The organism is Actinoplanes sp. NPDC051475 (genome assembly GCF_040689425.1).
Lineage (GTDB): Bacteria > Actinomycetota > Actinomycetes > Mycobacteriales > Micromonosporaceae > Actinoplanes.
Map to the genome: position 1 here is coordinate 1 of NZ_JBFAZZ010000017.1, position 22768 is coordinate 22768.

The 22768-nt window shown below is 70.7% G+C and carries 14 protein-coding genes and 1 pseudogene; 7 read left to right on the forward strand and 8 right to left on the reverse strand.

Annotated features, from left to right (window positions below; translation table 11 throughout):
- Positions 1-265 precede the first annotated feature (265 nt).
- Both AB0368_RS29865 and AB0368_RS29870 read left to right on the forward strand, forming a co-directional pair.
- Positions 266-1816 carry a GGDEF domain-containing protein gene (locus AB0368_RS29865; RefSeq protein WP_366157340.1) on the forward strand — a complete coding sequence of 517 codons (1551 nt, stop codon included), beginning with the start codon at positions 266-268 and terminating at the stop codon, positions 1814-1816.
- A 158-nt stretch (positions 1817-1974) separates the two neighbouring features.
- Complete coding sequence (locus AB0368_RS29870; protein WP_366157341.1) at positions 1975-3312, forward strand: EAL domain-containing protein; 1338 nt, start codon at positions 1975-1977, stop codon at positions 3310-3312.
- A 41-nt stretch (positions 3313-3353) separates the two neighbouring features.
- On the opposite strand, the gene AB0368_RS29875 is transcribed toward AB0368_RS29870, so the two are convergent.
- Both AB0368_RS29875 and AB0368_RS29880 read right to left on the reverse strand, forming a co-directional pair.
- Complete coding sequence (locus tag AB0368_RS29875) at positions 3354-5798, reverse strand: fibronectin type III domain-containing protein (protein WP_366157342.1); 2445 nt, start codon at positions 5796-5798, stop codon at positions 3354-3356.
- Between the two features lie 58 nt (positions 5799-5856).
- The gene (locus AB0368_RS29880; RefSeq protein WP_366157343.1) at positions 5857-7071 is read right to left on the reverse strand and encodes a polysaccharide biosynthesis protein; all 1215 of its coding nucleotides are present in this window, start codon (positions 7069-7071) and stop codon (positions 5857-5859) included.
- Positions 7072-7120: 49 nt separating this feature from the next.
- On the opposite strand from AB0368_RS29880, the pseudogene AB0368_RS29885 reads away from it, so the two are divergent.
- Positions 7121-8671, forward strand: a pseudogene (locus tag AB0368_RS29885) (hypothetical protein); the annotation flags it as partial.
- Positions 8672-8742: 71 nt separating this feature from the next.
- Positions 8743-8922, forward strand: coding sequence for a hypothetical protein (locus AB0368_RS29890; RefSeq protein WP_366157344.1), 180 nt, complete (start codon positions 8743-8745; stop codon positions 8920-8922).
- Here AB0368_RS29890 and AB0368_RS29895 read toward each other — a convergent pair.
- A complete protein-coding gene (locus AB0368_RS29895) occupies positions 8907-10106 on the reverse strand; it encodes a glycosyltransferase family 4 protein (protein WP_366157345.1) in 1200 nt (399 codons plus the stop codon). The two genes, AB0368_RS29890 and AB0368_RS29895, sit on opposite strands and share 16 nt — an antisense overlap.
- Positions 10107-10260: 154 nt before the next feature.
- On the opposite strand from AB0368_RS29895, the gene AB0368_RS29900 reads away from it, so the two are divergent.
- On the forward strand, positions 10261-14445 hold the full coding sequence (locus AB0368_RS29900; RefSeq protein WP_366157346.1) for an alpha-(1->3)-arabinofuranosyltransferase: 4185 nt from the start codon (positions 10261-10263) through the stop codon (positions 14443-14445).
- Here AB0368_RS29900 and AB0368_RS29905 read toward each other — a convergent pair.
- Entirely contained in the window at positions 14355-15554 is a 1200-nt protein-coding gene (locus AB0368_RS29905; RefSeq protein WP_366157347.1) for an acyltransferase, read from the reverse strand. The genes AB0368_RS29900 and AB0368_RS29905 overlap by 91 nt on opposite strands.
- A gap of 111 nt (positions 15555-15665) precedes the next feature.
- Here AB0368_RS29905 and AB0368_RS29910 point away from each other — a divergent pair, with 111 nt between their 5' ends.
- The gene (locus AB0368_RS29910; RefSeq protein WP_366157348.1) at positions 15666-16742 is read left to right on the forward strand and encodes a DUF3068 domain-containing protein; all 1077 of its coding nucleotides are present in this window, start codon (positions 15666-15668) and stop codon (positions 16740-16742) included.
- 322 nt (positions 16743-17064) lie between these two features.
- Here the strand turns inward: AB0368_RS29910 and AB0368_RS29915 are convergent, their stop codons facing one another.
- The 3 genes from AB0368_RS29915 to AB0368_RS29925 form a co-directional block, all read right to left on the reverse strand.
- Positions 17065-17454, reverse strand: coding sequence for a hypothetical protein (locus AB0368_RS29915; RefSeq protein ID WP_366157349.1), 390 nt, complete (start codon positions 17452-17454; stop codon positions 17065-17067).
- Positions 17455-18153: 699 nt separating this feature from the next.
- Positions 18154-18513, reverse strand: a complete 360-nt coding sequence (locus AB0368_RS29920) for a hypothetical protein (protein ID WP_366157350.1) — start codon at positions 18511-18513, stop codon at positions 18154-18156.
- Positions 18510-19265, reverse strand: coding sequence for an FHA domain-containing protein (locus AB0368_RS29925; protein ID WP_366157351.1), 756 nt, complete (start codon positions 19263-19265; stop codon positions 18510-18512). Before AB0368_RS29925 ends, AB0368_RS29920 begins: the two co-directional genes overlap by 4 nt.
- A 234-nt stretch (positions 19266-19499) precedes the next feature.
- Between AB0368_RS29925 and AB0368_RS29930 the strand changes: the two genes are divergently transcribed.
- Positions 19500-19748, forward strand: a complete 249-nt coding sequence (locus AB0368_RS29930; protein WP_366157352.1) for a hypothetical protein — start codon at positions 19500-19502, stop codon at positions 19746-19748.
- 55 nt (positions 19749-19803) lie between these two features.
- Here AB0368_RS29930 and AB0368_RS29935 read toward each other — a convergent pair whose 3' ends face one another.
- The gene (locus AB0368_RS29935) at positions 19804-22362 is read right to left on the reverse strand and encodes an ATP-binding protein (RefSeq protein WP_366157508.1); all 2559 of its coding nucleotides are present in this window, start codon (positions 22360-22362) and stop codon (positions 19804-19806) included.
- Positions 22363-22768: the final 406 nt, after the last annotated feature.

Genomic DNA, 22768 nt, shown 5'->3' on the forward strand with positions numbered 1-22768 from the left:
CCCACGACGACCAGGGCGACCGCGACATCAGCATCAACAGCACCAAGACCAGCCTCACCGCGTTCCGCAAGCTGGCCGCGAACCCGATCTTCAACGTCAAGCTCGGCTAAGTAGAAGACTTCGGTTCCCGAGGCAGGTAGCTAGTCAATCGTTGACTAAGCGGATGACGCCCCGGGCCGATCGGGAGCGGTAGAAGACGGCTGGGGGTGCACCCATGCACGACGAGGCGCCAAGTGCCGAGGTGTTGTCGGCTGCCCTGTTGGCGATGGAAGAGCAATTCGTCTCGGACGCCGAGGCCGGCCTTGCCGCCGCGGTCGAGCTGGAACGGCACGCTACGGCGTTGGGCGACGAGGGTCTTCTGATGCGCGCCCGTCTCTGCCGGGCCGGCATGGGCGTGCGGACCGGCGAGATCGCGGGCGTCGCCCGCGAGATCTACGACGTGCAGCAATGGGCCGCCCAGCACGGCAACCGCCTGCTGGAGGCCCGCGCCCACGGGCAGTGCGCCTTGATCCAGAGGCTTTCCGGTGATTCGGCCAAGCGACTGGAGCATTCGCTGAGCGCGGTCGAACTGCTCGATGAGACCGCCACTGTGTTCGCGCAGATCTGGCATCGCACCAGACTCGCCGACGCCTTGGCCGACACAGGCGCGATGGACGCGGCCCGGCTGCGTTACCGGCAGGCCGGGGAGCTGGCTGAGAAGGCGCGGCAACGGGAGTTGCTGACGATCCTGCTCAACAACTGGGCCCATTACGAGTACGAATGCGGCGACGTCGTCCGGGCCCGCCAGGTGATCGGCCGGATGATCGATCACGCCGAAGCGCACGGCCTCGAGCTCGATCCCCCCACCCTCCACACGGTCGGCGAGGTCCAAGCCGCCAACGGCGAGTACGCCGAGGCAGAGCAGACGATGCTGACCTGTATCGCCCGGTACGAGGCCGGACACGTCGAGGCTGTCGCCGACCTGGTCTACTACCGGCTCACCCTGGCCCGTGCCCTGCGGGGCCTGGGCGATGCCGTCCGGGCCCAGCAGAACCTCGACGCTTGCCGTGAGCTGTCCGCCGAGCTCGGACTGCACGCCATCCTGGTCCAGGTGCACGAGGAGCAGGCCGACCTGCACGCCGCACGGGGCGACCACGCCGCCGCTTTCGCCGAGCTGAAGGTGTTCATCGAGGCCCGCGAGAGCCTGCGGTCGCAGGAACGGGAGGCCCAGGCGCAGGCCCGGCAGGCGATGTTCGAAACCGCGGAAGCCCGCGAGCAGGCCGAGCTGTACCGCGAGCAGGCTCGCCGCGACCCGCTGACCGGGCTGCGCAACCGCCGCTACGTCGACGAAGAACTGCCCGCCCTGATCGCGAATGATCCCGGCCTGACCCTGGCGGTCGCCGACATCGACCACTTCAAACGGATCAACGACCAGCTCTCCCACGACACCGGCGACCAGGTGCTCGTGCAAGTCGCGAAACTGCTGGAAACCGGCCTGGCCGCCGCCACCCCGCACGGATTCGTCGCCCGTCTGGGCGGGGAGGAATTCCTGCTCGTGCTGCCCGCCACCTCGGTCGCCGTCGCGACCGCCACGGTGGACGGCATCCGTCAGGTCGTCAGCGCACACCACTGGGAAGGCATCACCAGCGACCTGCCCGTCACCGTCAGCATCGGCGTGGCTGGAGTCGCTGAAACCTCGCCCCCCAGCCAGTCCGCCACGCTGGCCATCGCTGACCGCAACCTCTACGCCGCCAAACGCGCAGGACGCAACCGCGTCCTCGCGGGCACACCGCGGGAGGAACTTCCCCGCGCCTACCGCGACCGTGACGTGGCTTGAAACGCCACCGAGAATAGTGTGGGTCGGCTTCGGAGGGGCAAGGCACTGCTGCAGGCATGGTGTAACGACCGGAGGAATATGTGCCGCCCCGCTCAGGTCCGGCCGTGATCTGCCGATAGGGGGCAGGTAAGTCAACCGAACCCGACGGTTGGAGTGGCATGAGCCCGACAGATCGGGAGGCCGGCCAACACCCGGGCCGCGACGCCGCGCTCATCTCCCAAGTGCTGGCTGAACGCGCGATTTTTCCGCTGTACCAGCCGATCGTCGACCTCGCCAGCAGGGCGGTGGTAGGCGTCGAGGCGTTGGCCCGGGGGCCGGCCGGGTCGCCGGTGGAGTACCCCGACGTGCTGTTTGCCGCGGCCGAGCGGGCCGGGTTGATGCCTCAGCTCGATCAGCTCTGTTTCACGCGGGCGGTGCAGTTCGCGCGGGCAGCGGGGGATGTGACGCCGCCGCTTGTGTTCATCAATGCCGAGCCGGGCGTGCTGAACAACGCTGTCACGCCCGAGCTTGCGGCTGAGGTCAGCGCCGAGCGGTCCTTCCGGATCGTGTTGGAGCTGACCGAGCGAGCTCTCGGAACCTTCCCGGCGTCGCTGCTGAACATTGCCGGCACGGTCCACCACAGTGGTGGCGCCCTCGCCCTGGACGATGTCGGCGCTGACCCGCTGTCGATGGCGTTCCTCCCGCTCCTGGAGCCGGAGGTGGTCAAACTCGACATGCACTTGCTTCGCAACCCCTACTCCCCGTACACCATCGAAACCGCGGCGATGGCCGGCGCCTACGCTGATCGAACCGGTGCGATCGTGCTCGCCGAGGGCATCGAAACCGAAGCGGACGTGGCGACCGCGCAGGCCCTCGGCGCCCGATGGGGGCAGGGCTGGCTGTTCGCCCGGCCCGGTCCGCTCAGCGCCATAGCGGGCCTGCAAGTCCACCACTCTGCACGGCTGCGCCCGCCGCGACCGGACCTGCACCTTCCGGCCGGCACCCCGTTCAGCATGGCGGCGGCACGGCATCACAGCCGTACCGGCGACCAGCCGTTGCTCGACGGCTTGATCGAGTACATGTGGCGTCAGGCGGCCGGGACCGGCTCATTCGCGGTTGTACTCGGCGCGTACCCGGATCCGGCCACCGGCCAGGGATGGCTTTCCAGGCTCGCGCCGGTAGCGGAAACCGCGGCCTTCGTCGGCGTTGCCGGGCCCACGCTGCTGGGCAGTCACCCGTCTTCGGTACGGATCGCGACAGCGCCGGTCGACGGACCGGAGTCAGTGGAAACGGTGCTGGCCGTGGTCGGCCCCCATTGCGGGGTCGCGCTGTGCATCCGGCCCGGCGTCGACGGCAGTGGAGACTTTGTACTGACCCACGACCGCGATCTGGTTCACGCGGTGGCCCGGATGCTGTTGCGGCGGCTGGGCACCGCTGCCGAGCGACTGCTGAACCACCCCGCCGGCTACCGGAAAGACCAGCCGGACCGTGCCGGCGCTGCAGCCCACACCAACTGAATCACCCCCGACTGCCGCGGTGACCGCTTGGGCGGCGCTCGTCACTTCACCGTGGTGGCGGCGATCGGCGAGACCGACTCGTCCGGCAGCACGAGCCGGAACTCGTACCGGTGCCCGCTGGTCAGCTTGGACGTCTCGAAGCGGTTGCCGTACACCGGGAACGGGTCGGTATGCCAGTCCTCGGCGGCGTTCGCATCCCGCAGCTGGATCCGGTACATCAGCCCGCCGCGGTTCTCCTGCCAGGTGACGGTGGCCGCGCCGACTGTGTCACTGTGGGCCGCGATCCGAGTCGGCATGAGCGCGGGGAGGCGCACCTTGACCGCCTTGGACCTGGGCCCGACGTCGCCGCCGCTGAACTCGGCCACCTGGAGTTCGTATACGTGGCCGTCGATCAGGTTGTGCACGGTCGCCCGGGTGCCCTGGACCGGGACCTCCTCGCGGACGAACTCCCGCTCGCCGGCGGCCACGTCCCGCCGGAACAGCCAGTACCAGGCCGAGCCGGTGGACTGCCAGGTCAGCTTGACGAAGCCTGGTCCGGCCTCGGCCTTCAGCCGCGCCGGCACCTCGTCCGGGGCGGCAACATTCGCCTGCGCGGTCGCCGTCGGCGACCACGGGCTCTCCCCGCCATCGTTGACCGCGGCGACCGCGAACTCGTACTCGTGGCCATGGGTCAGCGGGCCGGTGTCGAAGGCGGTGCCCATCGCCAGGCCCGGCGGCCCCCACCAGGTCTCGCCCCTGGTCAGATCGCGGCGGTAGATCCGGTAGCCGATCTCCGGCGCGACCTGCTGCCAGGCCAGGTGGATCGACCCGTCGGCCTGCGCCTCGGCGGTGGGCCGGCCGGGTGCGGGGGGCTCGGCTACGGTGGCCATGATGTGTACGGGCTGAGAGGGCGTGCTGTCACCGCCGCCGCCGACGGCCACGACCGTGATGTCGTACCGGTGGCCGTGCCGCAGTGGGCCGATGGTGGCGCTCAGGCCCGGGTACGCGCCGGCCGACGACGCCTGCTTCTGTTCGGCAGTGAGGTCCCGCCCGAAGACTTTGAACAGCTGCACGAACGGGATCGGATCCCAGTGCACGGTGACCCGGCCGTCCGGTTGGGACTCGGCGCGCACCCCGGTCGGGGCGCTCGGGGGTGGCACGGTCGCCCGCATCGTCGCGATGGCCGACAGGGCGCTCTCCTTATAACCGGCCACGGTGGTCACCGCGAACTCGTAGTCGTGCCCGTTGACCAGGAAGTCCGAACGGAAACTCGTCGCCGGGCCAGGTCCTTCACCGGGCAGGCGTACGAAATGGGTCTGCCCGTCCGTGACGTCGCGCCGGTAGACCCGATAGGTGATGCCGTTGCCGTGCACCGGCTGCCAGGCCAGGTCGGCGGTGCCGGCGCGGTCGGCGAAGGCGGTGAGTCCCTGCGGCGCCGCCGGGCGCCGGGCCGAGGAACCGGCCGGCGGCCACTCGACCTCCACGAACCGGGGCCGGTAGATGCTCGCGTCGGCGTAGGTGACCGCCTCGTCCAGGTCGTTGACGTTGTAAGAGATCAGCAGCCGGCCCTTGCGGGCCAGGTCGAGGTGCAGGTCGGCGTCGTAGACGATGTGCCCGGCCCGGACTTCGGGCGCGCTGAACAGGTAGTGCGGCCCGCCGAACGGCCCGGCCGGCGACTTCGCGGTGTACGCCACGAAGTCCGCGCTGAAGGTCAGATTGTTCTCGTGGGTGACCAGGACGTAGTGGCTGCCGACCCGGCGTACGCCGTAGTTCGTCCCGACGCCGCTGAGCAGCCGCGCCGACTCGGCCTCCGCGGTGGACCATCCCGAGCCGGTCCAGAACTCCCAGGAGTGCGTGAGGTCGGTGCCGTACACCCGGGCCAGGTGCGCGAACTTCATGTCACCGGCCGCCTCGGTGCCGTAGACGTACGTCCAATCGCCGTCCGGCATCACCTCGGAGCCCCACGAGATCCGGGTGCCCAGTGGCAGCTCTCGAATCGTGCCGGGGGTCAGGTCGGGCAGCTCGAAGGTGGCCAGCCCGGTGCCGGTCAGCTTGTGGTCCAGCGGCCCGGCCCCGGTACGCCGATACCGGTTCACCAGCACCTGTGCCGTGCCCCCGGTGACCGCGGCGTCGCCCACCCAGTGAAACTCGTCGTCCGTATCGGTGGGCACCAGCGAGGTCGGCCCTTCGGGCGTACCGCCGGCGTGCAGCGGGCCGAGCTCCGTGCCGGTCTGGATGATCGCCGCGTTGTGGATCAGCGCGGAGGTGCGGGGCCGGGAGCCGTCCGCGCTCGGTTTGCCGAGGAACGTGTCCGAGAAGAGCCAGAGGGTCCGGCCGTCCGGCAGCGGCACCGAGGCCGTCCGGTCGGCGCCGAGCCAGGTGCCCGAGGTGTCGCCGTACCGCTGGAACATCGCGGTCAGCTCGCCGGCGCTGATCCCGCCGTCATCGGCCGGTGAGTCCGGTGACGCTGCCGCGGCCATGGTCACCGCCGCCAGCGAGACCGCCAATACACACCCCAGCGTTCGCCGCGCCACCCTGTGCACTTCTCCGACCCCCGTCCGATTCTCAGCCGACCGAGAGAGTTTCATCTTCGGGGCGTGCCTCGGTAACGGGTGTCCGAACTCGTAGCGCTACCAGCCCGCCCATCACGATCAGGGCAGTCGCGGCGGCGCCCAGCGCGCCCAGCGCGATGCCCTCGACGGTGTGCGGCAGCGCGAGCCAGGCGACGAGCACGAACACCGCGGTGATCGCGCACAGCGGCGCCGACGGCCACTTCGCCTCGGCCGCCACCTGCGCGTTGACCAGCATGAAGACCACGCCGTAGCAGGCGCCGGTGGCCGCGAAGATCCAGGCGTGCCGGCCCAGGTCCACGTAGTCCGGGCCGCCGGCGAGCCGGAACGCCAGGCCGCCGACGAGGGCCGCGGCCGACACCAGTACGGCGCCGCACGCGCCGACCAGCAGCAGGCCGAGCCGCAGCGTGCGCCGATTGCCCTGAGCCAGCCGAGGCAGCGCCAGGATGGTCACCACCTGCGGCGCCCAGAGCGCGCCCTTGGTGAGGACCGTCCCGACCGCGTAGGCCCCGGAGGCGTCCGGCGGCAGGAAGCGGCGGGCCAGCAGCAGGTCGGCGTACGAGACGACGAGCATGGCCAGGGTCGCGCCGCCGGCGGTCAGCACGGCACGCAGCGGGAGCGGTTCGCCCTCCTTACGTACGCCCGTTCGGCGGGCAAGCAGGTGCAGTACCGGCAGGGCCAGGATCGCGGTGGCCGCGCCGATGAGCAGCGACGTGGTCAGCCCGGCCCCGGCGGCCAGGCCCAGAACGACGCCGCCGTAACGCCCGCCGGACACCACCGCGATGCCCGCCGCGAGCGGCAGGAACCGCTGGTCGCCCTGCATCTCGCCGAGCCACCGGCCGGCTGCGACCACGCCCACCGTGGAGACCGCGGCCAGCGCCGTCGCGGCGGCCGGCAGGTGCAGCCCGGCGACCGCGATCGGCATGGCCAGCAGTAGCGCGCAGGCCGCGCCGAGCACCGTGTAGAGCGCCGACCGGGCGGTGGGCACCGGACCCGAGCGGGCCCGGTGCACGGCCACCGCGATCTGCAGTCCGGTGCTGGCCACTCCGGCGATCGCGGTCATAGCGAGCAGCGTGGCCAGCGCGCTGAGATCGGCGGCGGTGAGCTTGCGCGCGCCGAGCACGGGTACGACGTACGCCAGCGCGTTGGCCAGCACGCCCGCGGCGGTGACCGCGAGTCCCGCCGTGCCGATCCCGTTACCCTTCGCCATTCCTGCCCGTCCCGGTTCCTGTCGTTGTCGCGTGGATCAGACTAAGTCGGTGACTTTGCGACGGCTTGCGCTTCCGGCGACGGCGCTCGTGGTCACCGTCGTGGTGCTCGCGCCGCTGGCCGCCCCGGGCTACGTCCTCTCCTACGACATGGTCTTCGTGCCACGTCAGCCGCTGCGCTGGGAACTTGTCGCACCGTCAGCCACGCTGCCCCGGGCGGTGCCGCTGGACGCGCTGGTCTCGCTCGTCACCCAGGTGGTGCCCGGCTGGCTGGTGCAGCGGGTGGTGCTGGCCGCGGTGCTGCTCCTCGCGGCGCTCGGCGCGGGCCGTCTGGTCCCGGCCGGGCGGCTCGGCACCCGACTGATCGCCTCGGTGGCGTACGCGTGGACCCCGTACCTCGCCGAGCGGCTGCTGCTCGGGCAGTGGGGATTGCTGCTGGCCTACGCCGCCCTGCCCTGGATCGTGTCCGCCGCCCTGCGCATACGCGAGGGTGACCGCCGCGCCCTGCCCGCGTTGCTCGGATTCGGCGCCCTGGCCGCGGTGACCCCGACCGGCGGTGTGCTCGCCTTGGCCGCCGTTGCGGTGCTGGCCGCCCGCCGCACCGTCCTGAGCGCCTTGGCGGTGGCCGGGACGGCGCTGCTCAACGCGCCCTGGCTGATCGCCGCTGTCGTGACCGACGCCGACGCCCGCAGCGACCCGGCCGGCGTCGCCGCCTTCGCGGTCCGTGGCGAAGGCTGGAGCGGTCCGCTGGGCGCGCTGGCCGGCACCGGCGGGATCTGGAACGCGCAGACCACGCTTCCCAGCCGGGCCTCGGTGCTGGCCCCGCTCGGCACTCTGCTGCTGCTCGGGCTCGCGGTGGCCGGCTGGCGTCCGCTGCGCGACCGCTGGCCGGCCGGCGTCGCGGCACGCCTGCTCGCACTGGCCGGCGGCGGCTTCCTGATCGCCGCGTTCGGGCTGCTGCCGGGCGGCCGGGCGGCATTGGAGTGGCTGGTCGCCACGGTGCCAGGGGGCGGCCTCTTCCGCGACGGTCAGAAGTTCGTCCTCCCGTACGCTCTGCTGCTCTGCCTGTTGGCGGCCCTCGGCGCCGAACGCGCCGCGACCGCCGCCCGGGATCGCGCCGGTCAGGGGAGCGCGGCGCGCGTGGTGCTGGCCGGCATCCTGCTGCTGCCGGTGGCCTTGCAACCGGATCTCGCCTACGGCGCCGCCGGCCGGCTGCGGCCGGCGCCCTACCCGGCGGACTTCGCGGCGGTGGCCCGGATCGTCGCGGACCGCCCGGGTGTGGTGCTCTCTCTGCCGTTCGCCGCCTATCACACCTACTCCTGGAATCTCCGGCGGACCGTGCTGGATCCGCTGCCGCGTTATCTCGACGCCGAGGTGCTGACCGACGACCGGTTGGTCGTGGGGGATGTGGTCGTGGCCGGGGAGGACCACCGGGCCACCGCGGTCCGGCAAGCCCTGGCCTCCGGTGCTCCGCTGTCCGGCCTGGGGGTGCGCTGGGTGGTGGTGCAGCAGGTCACGGGAGGGGTCTTGGTGCCGGATGCGGCCCTGGCCGGCCTCCGGCTGGTTCACGACGGACCGTCCTTGGACCTGTACGAGAACCCTCTTCGCACGGAAGTTACTTGGTGGTAGCGTCCCCGCCCACGCACAGCCCACAAGCTTCAAGGAGGAGTTACATGGTGAGCAGAGCCCTTCCGCTGCTCCTGGCCGGGGTCGTCGCCCTTGGTCTGGGCGCGCTCGGTACGGCGGCGCTGGTCAACAGCCTCGCCGGCTCGTCCAAAGCGACGGCGGGCAGCGTGAACGAGGAACAGGTGACCAAGGACGTCCTGCAGACGGGCGTCTACGGCACCAGGTGAGTGCGTGGTCCCGGCGTGCGAAGCGCCGGGACCACCCTCGGCTGCTCCACCAGAGCGGCGAACTTCTCTCCCGCCGACGGCCAGGTGAACCGGTCCGCATGTGCCCGCGCCGCGCTGCCCATCTCGGTGCGTAGCGCGTCGTCGGCGAGCAACAGCTGCACCTTCGCGATGAAGTCCGCGTGATCCTCGGCCAGCAGGCCGGTCCGGCCATCGACCAGCGACTCCTCCACCCCGCCGGCGCCCCGGAATGCGATGTTCGGCGTGCCCACCGCGCCCGCCTCCACGATGGTGAGGCCCCAGCCCTCCTTGAGCGAGGGGGTCAGCGCGAGCCACGCCTCGCTCATCACGACGCGCTTCTCCTCGTCGCTGACGAAGCCTGCGAACCGCACCCGGTCCGCGATGCCGAGGTTCTCCGCGTACGCCCGCAGCTCGTCCTCCCACCAGCCCTGGCCGGCCACCACCAGGCTCAGGCCGGAGAACTGCGGGGACAGGGCGGCCACCGCGTCCAGCGCCATCTCGACCCGCTTGTGCGGCACGAGGCGGCCCACCACGACCAGCGACGGCTCCGGCGTACGGGCCACCGGCGCGGCCGGGGCCATCTCCGGCGTGCCGTTGTGAACGATCGTGACGCGCTCCGGGTCGATGCCGAGCACGGCCAGCTCGTCGCGGGTCGCGGCGGAGACGGTGACGTAGCGGCACCCGCGGTAGACCCGCGGCGCCAGCCACGACTCGATCCACCAGCCGATCCGGGCGAGCCGTGGAGTCAGCACGACCGGCCACTGCTCGCGGTGCACGTGGTGCACGAGGGCGATGACCGGACGACGGCACCACAACGGGGACAGGAAGGGCAGACCGTTACCGACGTCGACCAGCACGTCCGGCCGGCCACCGCGGCGCCGGCTCAGCGGGCCGAAGCCGATGATGCCGAGCAGGTAGGCGAGCGCGGCATGCAGGTAGACCGTGTGCCGGCCGCCGCGGCGCAGCACACGCAGCCCGGCGGCCGTTGCCTCCTCCGCCGCACCCTCGCTGTGAGCTGCGCAGAAGAGCGTGGCCCGGTATCCCCTGCGGATCAGCTCTTCGGCGATCTTCTCCACATACACCTCGGATCCGCCACCATGGGGATTACGAGTGTCCCGCCAGTTGAGGAACATGACGTGCCGGGCTGCGGCGGCTGGAATGTCCACATTCACCTCTACTGGTGAGTAACATCTGTTGGCCGCGTCACACTATGGGTCGCCCGGTGACCCCACATCGGCGGAAAGGAGGAGAATGCATCGCCCACTGAACCGTGTCGACCAGGCCGAAGTGGGTGATGCCGTGCCCCGTTCGGTCTGGCGGATGCGCCTTTTCACGGTCTGTCTCGGCCTGGCCGCGCTGGCGTTCCTGCAAGATCCAGGTCTCATCGCGATCGACACCAAGGTCGACCTGGCGGTCGACCCGGCTGGATGGCTGGCCCGGGCGCTGCACGTCTGGGATCCGGCCGGCACCTTCGGGCAGCTGCAGAACCAGGCGTACGGCTACCTCTGGCCGATGGGCTCCTTCTACCTGGTCGGCAAGCTGCTCGCGATCCCGGCCTGGGTGATCCAGCGGCTCTGGTGGACCCTGGTCATGACGGTCGCGTGCACCGGCCTGGTGAAGCTGGCCGAGCGGCTCAACATCGGCTCACCGTGGGTACGGCTGATCGCCGGCGCCGCCTTCGCGCTCTCACCCAGGATGATCACCGAGCTCGGCCCGATCTCGGTCGAGGCATGGCCCAGCGCGCTTGCGCCGTGGGTGCTGGTCCCGCTCGTCGCGCTACCCCTGGGCGCACCGTTGCTGCGCTCGGTGACCCGGTCCGCCCTGATCGTGGCGTGCGCCGGCGGCGTGAACGCGACCGCCGTCATGGCCGTGATCCCGCTCGCCGGCATCTGGCTGCTCGGGCTGCGCCCGTACTCGCTGCGGATGAAGGCGCTGGTCGCCTGGGGCATGGCGGTCGGGTGCGCCACCGCGTGGTGGGTGGTGCCCCTCCTGCTGCTGGGCCGGTACAGCCCGCCGTTCCTGGACTACATCGAGACCGGGGCGGTGACCACGGCGCCCACCGACATGGTCTCGGTGCTGCGCGGAGCGTCGCACTGGCACGCGTACCTGAGCAGCTCGTTCGGCCCGCCGTGGACGGCCGGCTGGCGGCTGGCCACCGAGCGGCCGCTGGTCCTGGCCTCCCTGGTGGTGGCCGGTCTCGGCATCGCCGGCCTGGCCCGCCGCGGCATGCCGCACCGGTGGTTCCTGATCACCGGCCTACTGGTCGGCCTGGCCCTGGTCGGCCTCGGGCACGTCGGGGCGGTCTCCGGACTGTTCGCCGAGTCCCAGCAGGCGTTCCTCGACGGGGCCGGCGCACCGCTGCGCAACGTGCACAAATTCGACGTGATCGTCCGGCTGCCGTTGATCCTCGGCATGGCCCACCTCATCACGGTGTTCGCCCGGGCCGCGAGCACGGCCACCGGCCCGCGAGCCGGCCCGGCCCGGTGGCGCGCGGCCACGCTCACCGGCGTGGCCCTGATCGGCGTGGCCGGGGTGGCGGCGCCCGCCCTCGGCGCCGGGCTGGCCGCTCCGGGCAGCTTCCAGACCGTGCCGGACTACTGGCGGCAGGCGTCAGGCTGGCTGAATCGGCACCTCGACCAGGAGCACGTGCTGGTGATCCCGGGCAGCCGCTTCCCGCGCTACCTGTGGGGCAGCCCGAGTGACGAGATCACCCAGCCGCTGCTGGACAAGCGGTGGGGCGTGCGCAGCTCGATCCCGCTCACTCCGCCACAGACCATCCGGGTCCTGGATGCCATCGAACGCACCCTGAACAGTGGCGCCGGCTCGGCCGGGCTGGCGCAGTTCCTGTCCCGCTCCGGGGTGCGATATCTGCTCCTGCGCTCGGACCTGGACTACGGCCGCTCCGGCGCCACCCAGCCGGCGATCGTGCGGCAGTCGCTGGCCCGCTCGGTGGGACTGCGCCAGGTCGCCGGGTTCGGACCGTCCGTCGGCGGCGGCCGCCTGCCCGGCATCTTCGTCGACAACGGGTTCAACCCGCGCGTGCGGGCGCTGGAGGTCTGGGAGGTCACGCAGACCGTCGCGCCGGTGGTGGCTTACGACTCGAGCGACCTCACCACGGTGGTGGGCGGGCCGGAGTCGGTGCTCGACGCGGCGGCCGCCGGTGTCCTGCCGGCGGGGCCCACGGTGCTGGCCGGGGACCGTACCAAGGAGACCGCCGACGGGCCGGTGCTGGTCACCGACGGGCTGCGCCGCAAGGAGGTGTCCTTCGGCCTGTCCCACGACAGCGCCTCGGCCACCATGCAGGCCGGCGAGCGGGCCCGACTCGGCGCGCCGGCCCGCGACTACCTGCCCGCATGGAGCGAGGGCAACGAGACGGTGGTCGACTACCGGGGCATCGACACGGTCACCGCCTCCAGCTCGTTCGCCGAGGCGCAACCGCTGTCCGGGGCGCGGCCCGCGTACCAGCCGTTCGCGGCGCTCGACGGCGACGTCGGCACCTCGTGGCGCTCGGCCCCCGGCACGGTCGCCACCGAGCAGTGGTTCGAGGTACGCCTGCCGGGCGCCCAGCTGATCCGTGAGGTGCAGCTGACCTTCGACCTGGGCACCGACTCGATACCCACCCGGATCACCGTGACTTCGGGGCCGAATCCGCCGGTCAGCCGGGACGTCACCGGCACCACGGTGACAGTGCCGCTCAGCGCCGCCACGCGCTCCGACCGGATCCGGGTCGAGTTCGACCAGGTGAAAGACGTACGCCTGGGCTTCGGCGGCGTCGGCATCACCGAGCTGACCATCCCCGGGCTGCGAGCCGAGCGGACCCTCGTGGTGCCGCCCGACCCGGTCGCCGACGTGGCGCCCAGCATGGTTTTCACCGCCGCGCCGGCCGTGCCCGCCTGCTATTTCGTGAACGGCCGTCCGGTCTGCAACGGCGACCTGGCCCGCGCCTCGGAGGACGGTACCCGGATCGACCGCACCGCTACCGTGCCGGTCGCCGCGGGCTACCACCTCACCGTGAAGGCCCGCCCACGGCCTGGCTCGGCGCTCAACGCGCTGCTCGACGCCGGCGGCCGGGCCGCGGTGGCCGAAGGCATCACCCCGGCCGTCACCGCGTCCAGCATCGGCGTGCTGGAGCCGCCCGCCCGCCCAGGCGCGGTCGCCGACGGCGATCCGGACACCGCCTGGTACGCCGCCGACGAGGACCACCACCCGTGGCTGCGAATGGTCTGGCCGTCGACCCGGCAGATCTCCGGACTGCGGCTGACGGTCGGCGCCGAGACGGCGGCGGCCCGGCCGTGGCAGATCACCGCGATCGGTGACCGGGACATCCGTAACGGCTTCCTGGACGACGGCGGGACGCTGATCTTCGATCCGCCGATGACCACCGACGAAGTGACCGTGCTGATCGCCGACACGGTGCCCGCGGTGTCCTACGACCCGTACCGCAACGTGCAGCGGGAGCTGCCGGTGGCGGTCGGCGAGATCACGGCGCTGCCGGACACCGCGCCCGCCCGGGCGCCGGAGGCCACGAAGGTCAACCTGGGCTGCGGCAGCGGGCCGCAGGTCGTGGTGGATGGTGTCGCCCGCGCCACGGCGCTCGTCGCCAGCCGCCGTGACCTCCTCGAACTGCGCGAGGTCGATGCTCAGGTGTGCGGCGCCGGCGCGGCGGACCCGGTGCCGGTGGCCTCCGGCGAGACCCGGATCGTGGCCGCCGCCTCGGGGTTGGCCACGCCCAGCAGCCTGGTCATGACGCCGGTGAGCAGCCGGCGCGGCGTGCCATGGCGCGATTTCGGCGAAGCGGCGGCCGGGACGGGCCTCCAGACCCCGGTACGGGTGGACGAGTGGGCCGCCACGACACGCCGGCTGCACCTGAACGAGTATCCGAACCAGCGGGTCATCGCCCTGCGGGAGAACGCGAACGTCGGCTGGACCGCCAGCATCGACGGCAAGGCCCTGCCGTCCGTGGTGGTCGACGGCTGGCAGCAGGCCTGGCTCGTGCCGCCTGGAGCGAGCGGCGAGGTGGTGCTGCGCTTCGGGCCGGACCGGCTCTACGGCGCCGCCATCATCGCCGGCGCCGTGCTCCTCGCCGGCGTCGCAGTGACCGGCGCCCTGGCCGGGCGGGGCAGCGGCGGCCCGCCCGTGGTGCCCGCGTCCGGCCGGCGGCGCCGCCGAGCGCTGCTGCCGGTGCTGGTCGGCGGCGTCGCGCTGGTGGCCGTGGGCGGTGTGGCGGCGGCGGGCCTGGCCCTGCTCGGCGCGGCCGCCGTGCTGGTGCTGCGAACCCTTCAGCCGTACTTCGGCCGGCACGACCGGCGGCTGCGCCGGCTCGGCCGGTTGGCCGGCTGGCTGCTGCCGGTCGGGTTCTTCGCGCTGGCGGGCCTGCTCGCGCTGCGCCTCGGCGGGCACACCGCGGCGCTGCCTCAGCTGACCGCGCTCGGCTCCGCCGTGCTGCTCTGGCTCTCCGTGATCCTGGCCCGCGGCGGCCTCGGCCAGCGGTGGCTCAAACGCTGAGCCGGCTTCTCGATCAGGTAGTAGCTGAGGGTGGCGAGGGTCAGCCCGCCGCCCACGGTGATCAGGTACGTCGACAGCAGCGGCCCGGTGAACTCCGGCCGTCCGGTCACCGCATACAACTCCTCCAGCACGAACGGGTGCCACAGGAACAGGCCGTACGACACGGTGCCCAGCCAGCGGGCCGCCCGGCTGCCGAAGATCTCCTTGACCTTCGTGTGCGGCCCGAACGCCAGCGGCACCATGATCAGGATGGCCAGAACGGAATAGAGCAGCAGCTTGAGCCCGAACTCGGTGGCGGTCGGCTCGGCCAGGTCCCGGGGACCGGCGATCGGCGTGGTGGCAATCGCGTAGACCGCCAGCGCGCCCACCCAGCAGGTCAGCGGTGCCGCCCCGATCTCGTCCAGGAAGCGCCAGCGCGGCCGGTGCCCGTGGCGCAGGGCCACGTGCACCGCGGACAGCGCCATGCCGCTGCCGAACCACAGACCGTACGCCGGCAGCCACATGGTGTGCAGGCTCCCCGACAGCACCCCGGCGCCGATCAGCACCACCCACGTACCGGTGATCAAGGACCCGCCGGCGATGATCGCCCACGGCCGCCCGGCCCGCTTGCCTCCGCTCACCAGCAGCGCGGCGAGCAGCGGCAGCAGCGCGTAGAACGCCACCTCGGTCGCCAGGCTCCAGGTCTGGCTCAGGCCGTGCCGCAGGTGGTCGGGTCCGTAGATCTGGGTCAGCGTGACGTGCCGGATCCAGTCGGCCGGGGCGGCGTCGTCGTTGCGCGGCAGCACCAGCAGGCAGACCGCCACCGTCACCCAGTACGCCGGAAGTACCCGCATGGCCCGCCGCCAGAGGTAGCGGCCGGTGCCCGGACGAGGTTCGCCGGACGCCTGAGCGTGCGCCCAGGGCCGGTACAGCAGGAACCCGGAGAGCACGAAGAACACCGCCACTCCGGCATCCATCCGGGCGAACCACCCGCTCCACGGTCCGCCACCGGTGTTCAACCCGGTCGCGAAGCCGGCGTGGTGCCCCACCACCGCGAGCGCGCCGATGACCCGTACCGCGTCAAGTGCGGGGACGCGATGCAGCGTGGCAGGCGAAATCGGTGCAGACATTGGCCGTCCAAGGGTTCCGTAACTATGTGACTGGCGAGTAACCTCCGGCCATTATCGGCGGCGGCACCCCCTCATACGGGATAGCGGTCGGCCGGCTGAAGGGGAGGTTTAATGAAAACTCGCACGGGTGTCGTCCTGTTCGGCATCGGCGTTTTCGCCGTGGTGATCGCTGCGGGGCTCGCGTTCTTCGTCGCGCCGTCGGTTGCCCGGCTCCCATACGACCTTAAGTCGTGCACTGCGACGGTGAAGGAGGACTGCCTGCGGCCGAGCATTGCCGAGGCGAAGAATGCCCAATTCCTCTACACCAAGGGCGGAGACGCACCGGAAGTCGGTATCAAGACCGGCACGCTGCGGTCGACCACCGAGATCTCTCCGCTGCCGGACACCACCGACAAGGAGCTGACCGGAGACCTCGCGGGCGAGGCGGTCGTCTGGAGGGGCCTCGGCACGGTCGTCTGGACCGAAAGAAACGAGATGGTCAGCCAGTACGAGGCGCTGATCGCCCTCGACCGGGACACCGCGTCCGCCGCCCAGTGGGACGGACAGCGGCTCAACGACGTGGCCCCGCCGGACGTTCCGGACCCGGTCTCCTACACCGGCCAGCTTTACAAATTCCCGTTCGGCACGGAGCAGAAGAACTACGAGTACTTCGACCGGGACCTGCGTAAGGCGCTGCCGATCGAGTTCAAGGACTCCGAGAAGATCGACGGCCTTGAGGTGTACCGCTTCGAGCAGGTCATCCCGGAGACCACGCTGAACTTCTCGAAGAAGCGGATCGCGTCGCTGATCGGCGCGTTCGCCAAGAAGGCCACGAGCGGCGAGGTTAAATACAGCAACACCCGTACCATTTGGGTCGAGCCGGTGACCGGCAACTTCATCAAGGTGTCGGAGCAGCAGCGCAAGACCTTCGTGCCGAACGCAGGCGCGCCGACCCAGCTGCTCAACGGCGACTTCGTCTACACCTCCGACACGGTGTCGAACAATGTCGCGTCGGCCGGTGACAGCAAGAGTCAGATCCAGCTGATCAGCCTCTGGCTGCCGATCGGCATGGCCGTGCTCGGCGCGATCCTGCTGGTCCTCGGATCCTGGATGGCGTCGACGGGCCGTAAGGCTGCCCGCGGCCGCCACGAGGAGATCACCGACGAGAGCGACGTCTCCGAGGACGAGGACGGCAAGGTCACGGCCTGACCGATTCCGCAGACCGGGTCCCGCATCCCCGCCAGGGTGCGGGACCCGTTCGTCTTACCAGACGCGACGGCGCTCGTACCCGGAGAGCCTGGCATTGTCCGAGCCACCGCGAAGACCCTCGACGAATTGAGCGAGGCAAGCCCGCTGTTGGACCACTCTGAGCGATACGTACCACGCATCAGCGAACGGGAGGAGCAGTCCCTCGAACAGCTCGAAGGCGACGCCTGGGGGGATGCGCCCGCGGGCGCTACTGCGCTCATGGCCACCGTTCATCGGGCTGCCGGAGGCCTCGTTGCCGGTCCAGCGGATCATCCAGCGCCGGTTACCCTTTGGCGTCCGGGTGCCGCTCGTCTATGTACCTCTTGGGATAGGGGACGAGCGAGTCCTTGCCGGTCTTGATCGCTTCGAAGTCCTCCACCACTTGCCGTAGGGCGGTGTCCTCAGCGACGTTTGCAGAACTCCAGACCTGAGCATCCACCAACCGGCCCTTGATGGTGCCGTACTGCGTCGCCAGCTGCCTCGCCTTGCCGGCCGCCTCCGCGTGGTTCTTCACTCTCGGGAGGATCGCAGCCGCGGCGGCCGCAAAAGCCGCAACTGAGGCCAGCATTTTCGCCCACCACGAATTGGATTCGGTCAGAATCCCCCAAATGGCGAGGCTCGCGATGCTGAGAAATGCGGCAGCGATGGCGTAACCGTCAGCCCGACGCTGCATTTCGTTTGCGTACCGGGGCAGGCGAATTGCCCAATACTTGGCGCTGTCGAGGCATTCGTCGATCCGATCCCGGCTGATCGGTGCGGCAGTGACGGTAGGCCGGGACGGATAGGCAGGCGGAGGTGGAGGTGGGGGAGTGCCTCCTGTGGGGTTCGGTGACGGCGGGATTGGCGCTTCTCTGGCCGGGAATGACGGCGGTGGAGGTGGTGGTGGCGGTGTGGACGTCCCGCCGACCGGGGTTGTCGGCGCTTCCCGGAGGTCCCCGAGGAGCTCATGCACGTCGTCGACCAGGCGGACTCCTGACGGAGGGGCCGATGTGTCCGTTGCCAGCATCGGCGACGGCGGAGAGGTGGATTTCCCTCCCCGCAACAATGATGCAGGCGGCGGGACCGGCTTTTCCTCCGTTGTTTGAGGACCCTTGGTCATTGAAACTCCCTTCGCTAGACAAACGCATGCCGCGCACAGTGAGCAGAAATGCTCCATCCAGGGGGAGTGGACAAAGGTACTGTAACCATCAGATCGGGGCCAGGTAGGGGCTTCTGTCTCCTTGGTCGGCTCTGGCACCGCCACCGCCACGGACGGCGGCGCCGTCCGGGTCGCCGGCGTGGTGCCGGCGACGAGGTGATGCGCGGCGTCCAGCAGGAGGACGCGGTGTCGCGCGGATACTTCCCCATCGACAAGGCGGATGACCGGCTGTCGTCAGATCAGCGGCAGGCCGACCAGCGCACCGAGCGCGCGCAGCGAGGTGACCAGCGCGGTCCCTGCGGTGGCGAGGGCACCGGCGTCGCGCAGCCCGTTGGCGAACCGCTGCAGATGCGAGCCCGCCGCGGCCCGGTCCGGCAACGCCCGCTCGGCCTCGTCCAGCTGGGCTTCAGCCGCCTTGCGCTCGGCGCCGGTCAGGCGAAGCTCGTCCAGCGCCTCGCGGAGACGGTTCAGTTCCACCGCTGCGCCGCCGCCGATGGTCTGGTCCCGGCCGGCCACGTACTGGTCGCGGCCGGCGACGAACTGGTTGCCCGAGCCGGTGTTGACCGGTCCGTCGACGTTGCCGAACGTGCTCATGCGCCGCGCCTCCGTTCTTCGCGTTTGCGGACCGCCTTGGACATGCCGCTGCCGATGCCTGCCAGGATGCCGCCGAGCAGGAACGCGCCGGCGCCGATCGGCAGGATGGGCACTCCCGGCGCCAGCTCGGCGGCCATGGGATTCTGCCCCACGGGGTCGTCGATCGAGGAGCCGAACGCGATCATGAAGAAGTAGCCGATCAGCGCGAATCCGCCCAGGGCGAGCAGCATGCCGAAGATCATCAGGAAGCGGCCGAAGCCCTTGCCCTGGAACATCTCGTCCGAGGCGTCGTAGTCGTTGGTGTGCGTGATCCGGTCGCCGATGTGGAGGTCGCGCCCGGCAACGTGCTGGTCGCGTCCGGCCACGTACTGGCTCCCCGGGCCGGTGTTCACCGGGCCGTGTACGTCACCGAATCGCGTGGGCTGTGGCTGCTGCGGCCTCGCCGGTGTGTCGTACCGGAGCCGGACGTGACCCATTCGCAGCGTGTCACCGGGAAGAAGCGGTCGCGTCTCGCCCCGCAGCCGGTCGTCGTTGACCCAGGTGCCGTTGGCTGAACCGAGGTCGCGGAGCGCCACCTGATCGCCGTGCCGGGACACCAGGACGTGCTTGCGGCTGACCGTGCCGTCGGTGACGAGGCCGGCCGGACTGTCCCGGCCGATCGTGGTGTCGCCGAACGGGATGTCCCACACCGCGTGCGTCGTCGGCCCGTCGATCACGACCAGCCGATGCGGTGCGCCCCACCCCGGGTCCATGCCTTAGAGTGCGCGCCGAGCAGGCAGGACGAACGCATTTGTCGACAACCTGACGGGTCGGCTCGCAGTCGCCGCGAAGGCAGGCCGGCAGGCGGTAGCCGTACGGCGGCCGGCCGCCGAAGCGCCCGCGCGAGCGGATCGAGACCGGGGCCCGCTCATCCGGCACGAATGAGGCCGTCCGGGAATCCCCGCGCAATAGTGATGCAGCAGAACTCGCAGGGAAAGAGGTACGCGATGAGCAGCCTGATGGCCTCCAAGCTCCTCGTCACCGGCATCGCCGTCACCGTGGTAGGCGGATCTATCGGCTTCGCCGGTGCGACGATCACCGCAGTCGCCGCGGCCGGCGCCGCTCGCCGCCGAATCGGACAGATGGAGGTCCCGCCCTCCGAGCTGGCGCGTCGGCACTGGCGCCGGGCGAGGAACGCTGCGACGGCAGGCGCCGGGGCCTGGCGCAACGGAACGGTGCCCTCGCCGGCAAGCTGACTCGCGGACGCCCCTTTGCCGGCCAAGGTGGGCCAGGAAGGCGTCGACGGTCTCGTCATGGAGCCGCGATGCGGTCAACCGCCTTGAGTACGCGCGAAATAGTGCTGAGCAACTGAGGGGCACTGACGGGTTTGTCCAACAGGACCGCTCCCGGGGGAAGGGCGCTTCGCGCGGCGAGGACGGACGCGGCGTAGCCGGACATGAAGACCACCGGTAGGGACGGCCGGTCAAGGCGCAGGGCCCGGGCAAGGTCCGGGCCGTGCGTGTCAGGCATCATCACGTCGCTCAGCAGCAGGTCGATACCATCCGCGGCACCGGCCAGTTCCCGTGCTTCAGCGGCCGTCGCCGCTGATAGGACGGTGTATCCGTTGCGGTGCAGGATCCGTTCGGTGAGGGCGCGCAGGCCGTCGTCGTCCTCGGCGAGCAGAATTGTCTGCCCATTGCCGGGCTCTGGTGCTGTCGCCGTCTTCTCGTGGCTCTCGGAAGGGTCCTCGGTGATCGGCAGGAGGGCACCGACGGTCGTGCCGTGGCCCAGTTCGGAGTAGATCTGGGCATGGCCGCCGAACTGGGTGATGATCCCGTAGATGGTGGCCAAGCCGAGTCCGGTGCCCTGGCCGGTCGGCTTGGTCGTGAAGAACGGTTCGAAGGCTCGATCCAGCGTGGCTTTGCTCATTCCGGTGCCCGTGTCGCTCACCCGCAGTCGCATGTAGCGGCCGGGGGACACGCCGGGGTGCTGAGCTGTGTAGTGCTCATCCACCGTCACCTCGTCGGTGTCGATGGTCAGCGTGCCGCCGTCGGGCATGGCGTCGCGGGCGTTGACGGCCAGGTTGACCAGGACCTGCTCGAGCCGGCCGACGTTGGCTTTGACGGGCCGTGACTCCGGGGTCAGACGGGTGACGAGGGTGATGTCCTCGCCGAGAGTTCGGCGCAGCAGCTTCTCCACGTTGGCGACGACGCTGTTGAGATCCAACACCTGCAGCTCGGTAAGCGAATCCGCGCGGGCGAATGCCAACAGCTGCTGGGTCAGACCGGCTGCCCGATCCCCGGCTGCGACGATCTCCAGGAGGTCCGCGTGCAGACGGCTCCAGGAAGGGTCACCGGCTGTCCTTTCCTTTACGTCCTCGGCGGACATGCTGGCATACCCGTTGATGATGCCGAGCAGATTGTTGAAGTCATGGGCGATGCCGCCCGCGAGCTGCCCGAGGCTCTCCAGCCGCTCGGATTGCCGCAGCCGTCGCTGCAGTTGTTCCCGCTCGGTGACGTCGTCAAGAACCGCGCAGCGCACCGTGCGCCCGGCGAAGGCGGTCAGGTGTGAGGTCACGTCGACTTCCGTGACCGTGCCGTCGTGCTTGAGGTGACGCAGCCGGCGGCCGCGTTCCATTGGTGCTGCTGCGGATACGGCTTGTGCCACCAGCGCCGCGTCATCGACTGGGCACAGGTCGGTGACCGCCATGCCGAGGAGCTGCTCCCGGGTGTGCCCGAAATAGCCGACGGCGGCGTCGTTGGCGGCCACGATGTGCAGTGTCTCGACGTCATACAGATAGATCGGGTACGGACTGGCATCGAACATCTGCCGGTAGTTGCGCTCGTGTTCGCGAGCGACTTCCTCGGCCCTGCGACGCTCGGCGAGCTCGCTGTCGACCGTGGCGAGCAAGGCGGCGAACTCCGCTCCGAGGCCGCTGACTTCCCGCGGTCCGGAAACCGTGACGGCGCTCTCCAGGTCGCCGGTCGTTGCAGCGACGTGCACCGCCGCGCGCAGCCTCCGGATGGGTTGCGTGATACGCCGATATACGAGCAGGGTCGCCAACAGACCGGCGAGCAGCCCGATCGCGGCGATCACAGCCTGCCGCTCTGCCAGCCGGCGCCCGCCGGCCAATGCCGCTGACCGATCCGCGCCGGCGTACACCCGCCACCCCACGCCGTCGACGCCGGCCCGCCCGTATACCCGGGGCAGGCCCGAGACATCCGACCCTTCTCCCGCGGCGTCCGGCGCAGTGAAGCGGCTTTCCCGTACGGCAGTGCCGGCCCATCGTCGGCCATCGGGCCACCGGGTCAGAACGGTCCCGCCGTCGCCCGTCGTGACCAGAAACTCGAGTCCGCGGGGGCCACCGAACAGGTCGGCGACCGTCGCACCCAGCCCGACCAGATCCACGAACGCCACCACCATCCCCAGCCCGGGCATGGGCGCTGTGACAAGGACGGCCGGGCGACCGGTCCGGCCATCCGTCACCGGGCCGGTCACCTGCGGCGCCCGGATCACGGCCGGTAACCAAGACGCTTTCCGGTACGCGGCAGCTTCGTCACCTGTCAGACCCCGCGACGAGCATGCGACCGTGCCGTCCAGGCCCAGCACATCCAGGTGGCCGTCATCGGGGCCGCCCAGGTTGAACGACAGCTGACAGGAGGCCGGATCCGAGAACACTTTCCCGGCGCCCGGGTTCGACGCCACCGCATCGACACTCGACCGGATTACCGCGAGATTGTTGCCGATTGCGTCAGCGGCCTTTCCGGCGCCGAACCTCGCGTCCTTGCCGGCGACCGACAACCCGTCGCGCTCCGCAAGAACCCAGCCGGAGCCGAGCGATATGACGCCCGCCACCACGAACAGCGCCACCAAGCCGGCCAGGTACGTGCGCAGTGGCCTCTGCCCGCGACGTTCAGACGTGCCGAATAGTCGGCTCTCCCGCTGCACCGATGCCTCGATTCGCTGACCATGACGGCGTACCGCCATCGATCAGTACAGAACCATCCCGTCACAGCCAGCCGCGGATGAGCAGGCCCACCGTTCACGCGGCATGACCTCAGCGACGGTACCGCCCGAATCCCCCTCGCCGGTCCCGCTCGACGAAAACCGCTGCGACTGTGAGATCGAGCGCGGCTCGGTGAACCGCACCAGCCGGCCCACACGATGGCACGGCACAAGCCCGTCCGACGCTCACTTCCGCAGAGCGCGTTCAGGCGGCTCACGGGCGTAGCTACGCCGGTCCGCCGGGATACGCCGGACCTATTGCACAAATACG

Bases quoted from the DNA above. Each gene is read 5' to 3' on its own strand.
- AB0368_RS29865 (WP_366157340.1), top strand. From the start codon at position 266: ATGGAAGAGCAATTCGTCTCGGACGCCGAGGCCGGCCTTGCCGCCGCG.
- AB0368_RS29870 (WP_366157341.1), top strand. From the start codon at position 1,975: ATGAGCCCGACAGATCGGGAGGCCGGCCAACACCCGGGCCGCGACGCC.
- AB0368_RS29880 (WP_366157343.1), bottom strand. From the start codon at position 7,071: ATGGCGAAGGGTAACGGGATCGGCACGGCGGGACTCGCGGTCACCGCC.
- AB0368_RS29890 (WP_366157344.1), top strand. From the start codon at position 8,743: ATGGTGAGCAGAGCCCTTCCGCTGCTCCTGGCCGGGGTCGTCGCCCTT.
- AB0368_RS29900 (WP_366157346.1), top strand. From the start codon at position 10,261: ATGCGCCTTTTCACGGTCTGTCTCGGCCTGGCCGCGCTGGCGTTCCTG.
- AB0368_RS29905 (WP_366157347.1), bottom strand. From the start codon at position 15,554: ATGTCTGCACCGATTTCGCCTGCCACGCTGCATCGCGTCCCCGCACTT.
- AB0368_RS29910 (WP_366157348.1), top strand. From the start codon at position 15,666: ATGAAAACTCGCACGGGTGTCGTCCTGTTCGGCATCGGCGTTTTCGCC.
- AB0368_RS29915 (WP_366157349.1), bottom strand. From the start codon at position 17,454: ATGCAGCGTCGGGCTGACGGTTACGCCATCGCTGCCGCATTTCTCAGC.
- AB0368_RS29920 (WP_366157350.1), bottom strand. From the start codon at position 18,513: ATGAGCACGTTCGGCAACGTCGACGGACCGGTCAACACCGGCTCGGGC.
- AB0368_RS29925 (WP_366157351.1), bottom strand. From the start codon at position 19,265: ATGGACCCGGGGTGGGGCGCACCGCATCGGCTGGTCGTGATCGACGGG.
- AB0368_RS29930 (WP_366157352.1), top strand. From the start codon at position 19,500: ATGAGCAGCCTGATGGCCTCCAAGCTCCTCGTCACCGGCATCGCCGTC.